This window comes from Celeribacter marinus, from assembly GCF_965656515.1.
Classification (GTDB): domain Bacteria; phylum Pseudomonadota; class Alphaproteobacteria; order Rhodobacterales; family Rhodobacteraceae; genus Celeribacter; species Celeribacter marinus_D.
In genome coordinates, this window is sequence record NZ_CBFHKW010000036.1 from 15,998 (window position 1) to 21,895 (window position 5,898).

6 protein-coding genes and 1 pseudogene are annotated in these 5,898 nt (G+C 52.4%); 3 read left to right on the forward strand and 4 right to left on the reverse strand.

Annotated features, from left to right (window positions below; translation table 11 throughout):
* Together ACTG34_RS09190 and ACTG34_RS09195 are read right to left on the reverse strand one after the other, a co-directional pair.
* Positions 1-786: pseudogene (locus ACTG34_RS09190) on the reverse strand (hypothetical protein); the annotation flags it as partial.
* Positions 787-871: 85 nt separating this feature from the next.
* Complete coding sequence (locus tag ACTG34_RS09195; RefSeq protein ID WP_439104634.1) at positions 872-1,558, reverse strand: uroporphyrinogen-III synthase; 687 nt, start codon at positions 1,556-1,558, stop codon at positions 872-874.
* Positions 1,559-1,643: 85 nt separating this feature from the next.
* On the opposite strand from ACTG34_RS09195, the gene ACTG34_RS09200 reads away from it, so the two are divergent.
* Genes ACTG34_RS09200 through ACTG34_RS09210 form a run of 3 tightly spaced genes read left to right on the forward strand, consistent with a single transcriptional unit; the run spans position 1,644 to position 3,304 of the window.
* A complete protein-coding gene (locus ACTG34_RS09200; RefSeq protein WP_439104635.1) occupies positions 1,644-2,609 on the forward strand; it encodes an NAD(P)H-dependent glycerol-3-phosphate dehydrogenase in 966 nt (321 codons plus the stop codon).
* A 3-nt stretch (positions 2,610-2,612) separates the two neighbouring features.
* Positions 2,613-2,888, forward strand: coding sequence for a YciI family protein (locus ACTG34_RS09205; protein WP_439104636.1), 276 nt, complete (start codon positions 2,613-2,615; stop codon positions 2,886-2,888).
* Positions 2,885-3,304 (forward strand): EVE domain-containing protein, encoded by a 420-nt coding sequence (locus ACTG34_RS09210; RefSeq protein ID WP_439104637.1) that lies wholly within the window; start codon positions 2,885-2,887, stop codon positions 3,302-3,304. Before ACTG34_RS09205 ends, ACTG34_RS09210 begins: the two co-directional genes overlap by 4 nt.
* Positions 3,305-3,688: 384 nt before the next feature.
* Here the strand turns inward: ACTG34_RS09210 and ACTG34_RS09215 are convergent, their stop codons facing one another.
* Positions 3,689-4,030, reverse strand: a complete 342-nt coding sequence (locus ACTG34_RS09215; protein ID WP_062218025.1) for a DUF2853 family protein — start codon at positions 4,028-4,030, stop codon at positions 3,689-3,691.
* A gap of 167 nt (positions 4,031-4,197) precedes the next feature.
* Positions 4,198-5,589, reverse strand: a complete 1,392-nt coding sequence (ahcY, locus tag ACTG34_RS09220; RefSeq protein WP_439104638.1) for an adenosylhomocysteinase — start codon at positions 5,587-5,589, stop codon at positions 4,198-4,200.
* Positions 5,590-5,898 lie beyond the last annotated feature (309 nt).

Genomic DNA, 5,898 nt, shown 5'->3' on the forward strand with positions numbered 1-5,898 from the left:
TGTCAAAAGATCGGCGTAGGGATTTCCGGAATCAATTGCTGCTTTTAGGGATGCGAGCGCGGTTGCTGCGGTTGCGGCCATTTCATCCGCCTGCGCGGCCGCCTGCGCGGTTTTTAGCCGTGACACTTCGTCATTGAGCAAAGTGCGCATCTGTTCCAATTGGCGCTCATATGCGGCGGTTGCCTCGGGCGACACGATTGCCTCTTGTACGGGACGCGCTTCAACCGTGCTCAACCGCGCCTCGAGCGATGACAGGTTGTCCGCAAGTGGTGCGATACTTGAATTCAAATCAATTGCACCAACTTCGGCTTTTATCTGCTCTTCCAGAGATGCGCGTACACCAATCAAATCACCATCCAATTTCTGGGCGTCTGATCGCAAAGCTGTCACTTCAGCTTCCAAGGCCTCAATTTTGGTCGTCAATTCTGTGGCATTGGTTCCTGGAAAAGGCCAACCGTCAGGCTTGATGAAATTGGCGGCTCCATACCCAATCAACACACAAGCCACACCACCAAGAAGTGCGGTAACAAAGCCGCTCTTTTTGGTTGATACGGTCTTTGTGACTGGGGGGGCGGCCTGTGCAATGTCGTCAGTCTTATCAGGCTCAATGGTGTCTGAGAGTGTGTCATCAGTGGCGTCGATGGCAATTTCGTCTGTGGTAGCGGTTTCAACATCGCTCACCAAATCAACGTCTGCTGATACGTTCTCAACGTCAACTGTCTCGGAAACTTGGTTTTCGACGTCTACGGGGCTTGGATCGCTTGCGGACTTCTTCTTACGTACCAACGTTTAAACCTTTCGAATCCTAACCAAAATCTTTGTAATCACAGGACATAGCGTAGTCAGTCTCACTCCCCGCCTCAAGGCTTGTTCACGCCAACTGCGATGCAATTGCCTTTTGCATGCTCTCACCATTCGGGTGTTCGGCCAGAATTGTAAGGGCGGGCTTAGGACCAGTCCATGCATGCGCCGTTGCCCCCGATATGGCAATAATCGTTATGTTAGCGTTAGACTTTGCCAGACGGGCACCGACCAAGGCCGCGGATCGGGGTGAGTATATGGGGATAATCAGATGACGAGCCGCAAGGATCTGTGCGTGGGTGCCCTGTGACCAATTGACCTCCTCCTGATCATACACAGCAAAAGATCGCACCTGAATACCAGCATCGCTCAGACGGATTGCGACATCACCCGCCGTGTGGGCGCCGTGCAGATGAATAAGAGGGCTGATATTCTCGCGTTTGAGAACCTCGATCAAATCCTCAGACGCCCCATGCGCCGACACCGCGTTTAGACCTGCAGCCTGTGCCGCCAATTTGGTTGCATCCCCAACACAATACGCGGTGAGCGTGGGGAAAAACTGCGCGGCACATTCAACCGCATGGCGAGACGTTAAAATGACACCCGTGTATGTGGAGCCATCGAATTGAGGGGCAAGGCCCACAATCGTCATCACGGGCGCGATAATGCACTGCGCTACTAAGTGCTGCGATGATAGCCGTTGCGCCAGTTTTTCCGCATCTTCGCGCGGACGTGTCAAAAGTACAGTGGGCTTCAAAAGCGTGTCCAAAGATTGTAAGGGTATGGTGACAATGATACCTCCCATATCTAGTTGAGACAACCATTGCGAAAGGTGGCGTTGCATGAGCGAACTTGTGGTCATTGGCGCGGGCGCATTTGGCACGGCCCTAGCTGTTGCGATGTCACGGGATGGTACGCGCGTGTCCTTGTGGGGACGCGATGTTGGTGCAATGGCGACGATGCGGGCCTCTCGTATAAATCCCCGCCTCCCTAATGTGAAATTGCCCGATGAAATCAATGTGACGTCAGACCTTTCAGACATTGGTCAAACGGGACCGATTTTAATCGCAACGCCAATGCAAACGCTTCACAATATGCTGGACCAAATTGACGATCCTTTGGTGGGGAGGCCCGTCATTGCGTGCTGTAAGGGCATCGATTTAAAAACCCACCAAGGACCGTCAAAGCTAATTTCAAACGCTAAACCTGATGCGATTGCAGCCGTTCTTACGGGTCCGAGTTTTGCCGCTGATATTGCGCGAGGATTGCCCACGGCGCTCACGCTCGCGTGCGCAGATGAGAGTGTCGGGCTTGCGCTTCAACATCAATTGTCCAAGCCGATGTTGCGCCTATACCTGAGTGGCGATGTGATTGGTGCCGAGCTTGGCGGGGCGTTGAAAAATGTGATCGCCATCGCTGCGGGCGCCTGTATCGGAAGTGGATTGGGCGAAAGTGCGCGCGCCGCCCTCATGACACGCGGCCTTGCCGAGATGTTGCGGTTTTCCAATCACTTCGGTGCGCAGACTCAAACGATGATGGGGCTATCCGGCTTTGGCGATCTGGCCCTTACATGCACATCCAACCAGTCACGGAACTTTCAATTTGGCGCCGCATTAGGTCGTGCGGAAGCCTTTGATAAATCCGTCACCGTAGAGGGTGTAGCAACTGCTCAAGCCGTTGTAGAGATAGCGAAAGAAACAGGCCTCGACATGCCAATCTCGCACGCTGTATGCGATATTTCAACGGGCAACACCTCTGTGTCCGAAGCTCTCCAATCCCTTCTCGCAAGACCGCTCAAAAAGGAATAAATCATGAAATTCGCTCTGTTTTGCAAAGACAAATCTGGCGCCCTTCCCATTCGCAAAGCCAATCGGGATGCCCATCTATCCTACATTGACGACAGTGGCGTCGTTGACCAAGCGGGTCCATTTCTGGATGAAGCGGGAGAGATGTGTGGATCGCTCGTCATTTTGAATGTCGACACCATGGACGCGGCTCAGGCATGGGCGTCCAACGACCCCTATGCCAAGGCGGGTCTGTTCGAGAGTGTCTCTATTCAAGCATGGAAAAAGGTGATCGGCGCATGAACTATTGGTTGTTCAAGTCTGAATCAGACGTTTGGTCATGGGACCAGCAAGTGGCCAAAGGCGATGAGGGCGAGCAATGGGACGGCGTGCGCAATTACCAAGCACGCAACAACATGCGCCAAATGCAGATTGGTGATCTTGGCTTTTTCTATCACTCTCGTGCCGAAAAAGAGGTTGTTGGAATTGTAACGGTCTGTGCCGAGGCACATCCGGATAGCTCGATCGACGACCCGCGCTGGGAGTGCGTCGATATCAAGGCCGTGAGACCGTTCATATCTCCCGTTACACTCGCCATGTGCAAAGCGGACCCGCGCTTGGCCGATATGGTGTTGGTCAATAATTCGCGACTATCCGTGCAGCCGGTGTCGAAAGAAGAATGGGAAATCGTTTGTGAATTGGGCAATACCGCGCCGTGAACATCGGCCTCAGTTGACCCGTACTATCTCATCTTGGCGAGGTTATCGGCCTCGCCAACAACTGTGACGTGAATTTGAATGTGCGACCAAGTCCTTTTAACGGATTTCATCGTGCAAAAATTGGAGGGTCCCGACCCCCCGGAACCCTCCACCACCCCACGTGCTCCCTAAGCACACACGTGTTCGAATATTAGGTCCGGTCCATCCTGGTCCGTAGTTAGACATTACCTATTCGCGCCAGTTCGATCAACGCGCAAGTAATTGGCTTTTCATTCAAAAGCGCCCCCAGTTTGAAACGCTCTTTTAACACTTGCACAGTTAGCCATAGAGAAAGGCCGCAACGCGCTATGGTTGCGGCCTTGTTTGTTCGTCAAACTGGTGGAGTTAACCGTAGATCGCTTCTTTTCCGAAATGCTTTGTCAGCATATAATAGACCACCGCGCGATATTTATTGCGCTCGGATTTTCCGTAGGTTTCGATCACTGAATCAATTGCGCCAGATAGGTCCGCGCTTGCAGATAGCCCCAGTTTTTTGATCAAGAAATTGTTTTTTATGGTTTCAAGTTCGCTGGCTTGCGATCCTGCAACAGTCGATGCATCGGCATTATAAATCGCAGGGCCACAACCGATGGTCACTTTCGTTAAAAGGTCCATGTCGGGCGTCATGCCGCATTTGTTCTTTAGATCATCCGCGTATTTCGCGATTAGATCATCACGTTTTCCCATAGTCTTCTCCCACCAAATTTTGGATCAACATCCATGTACACGAACCGCAACAGCGGTTCGTAAAAAAGGTTAGACGCTGAAAAGCGGGAAACAAAGGGTTTTTTGAGATAAATGAAAAGCGGCCGCCCAAACGGACGGCCGCAAAAAGTCATATGGTTGGGCGCACTTTAGTAGCGATAGTGCTCGGGCTTAAATGGCCCCTCAACCGTCACGCCAATATAATCCGCCTGCTCTTTTGAAAGCTCGGAAAGTTTCACGCCAATACGGGCAAGGTGCAATCTTGCGACCTTTTCATCGAGATGCTTTGGCAGGATGTAGACGTCATTGGTGTAAGCATCGCCATTGGTCCACAATTCCATTTGCGCCAATACCTGATTGGTAAAGGATGCGGACATCACGAAGGACGGATGGCCCGTTGCATTTCCGAGATTTAAAAGACGTCCCTCGGACAAAAGGATCAAGCGTGCACCAGAGGGCATTTCGATCATGTCCACTTGGTCTTTGATGTTGGTCCATTTGTGATTGCGCAGCGACGCAACTTGGATTTCGTTATCGAAATGACCGATGTTGCCAACAATCGCCATGTCCTTCATCGCGCGCATGTGTTCGATGCGGATCACGTCCTTGTTGCCTGTGGTGGTGATGAAAATGTCTGCGGTATCCGCGACATCTTCCAGTGTCACAACCTCGAACCCGTCCATCGCGGCCTGAAGCGCACAGATGGGATCGACCTCGGTGACTTTCACCCGTGCACCTGCGCCGCGTAAGGATGCAGCGGAGCCTTTGCCCACATCGCCATAGCCACATACAACCGCCACTTTTCCGGCCATCATCGTGTCGGTAGCGCGTCGGATACCGTCCACAAGGCTCTCTTTACAGCCGTATTTGTTGTCGAATTTCGACTTGGTCACGGAGTCGTTTACGTTGATCGCAGGGAAGGGCAATTGACCCTTTTTCACCAAATCATACAGACGGTGAACACCCGTGGTGGTTTCCTCGGATACGCCCACAATCTGGCCGCGCATCTTGGTGAACCAGCCCGGAGATTGTGCCATACGCTTTTTAATTTGAGCAAAAACAGCGACTTCTTCTTCTGAGGTCGGGACTGCGAGGAGGTCTGTCTCACCCGCTTCCACACGCGCACCTAGCAAAATGTAGAGCGTTGCGTCGCCACCATCGTCAAGGATCAGGTTCGGGCCTTCCTCAAACTGGAACGAACGATCAAGGTAATCCCAATGCTCCTCGAGCGATTGACCTTTGATGGCAAATACCGGAATGCCGGCTTGGGCAATCGCGGCGGCTGCGTGATCTTGTGTCGAGAAAATGTTGCACGAAGCCCAGCGTACATCAGCACCAAGCGCCACGAGCGTTTCGATCAAAACAGCGGTTTGGATCGTCATGTGTAGGCTGCCCACAATGCGCGACCCTGTAAGCGGTTTGCTTGTTCCGAATTCTTCGCGAAGCGACATGAGGCCCGGCATTTCGGTTTCTGCGATATCGAGTTCTTTGCGACCGAAAGCGGCCAGAGAAATGTCTTTTACGATGTAATCGTTGGCCATTGATGCGGCTCCTGCGTGTGTCTGGTTTTGCGTGCTCATAGCATTGCAATTACGTCCTTACAACGCAGGTGGATTTATTTGGGGTTAAGCGCGCATCATTTCTTGGTATGCATAGACCGAAAAATTGAATTTGAGGCGAACCCAAATGGCACAAGCGCGCGCATGGCAACGGATGCTTTCGGGACGGAGGCTTGACCTTTTGGACCCGACCCCGATGGACATTGAAATCGAGGATATTGCACACGGGCTTGCGTTTGTGGCCCGTTGGAATGGTCAAACGCACGGCGATTTTGCCTATTCTGTGGCCGA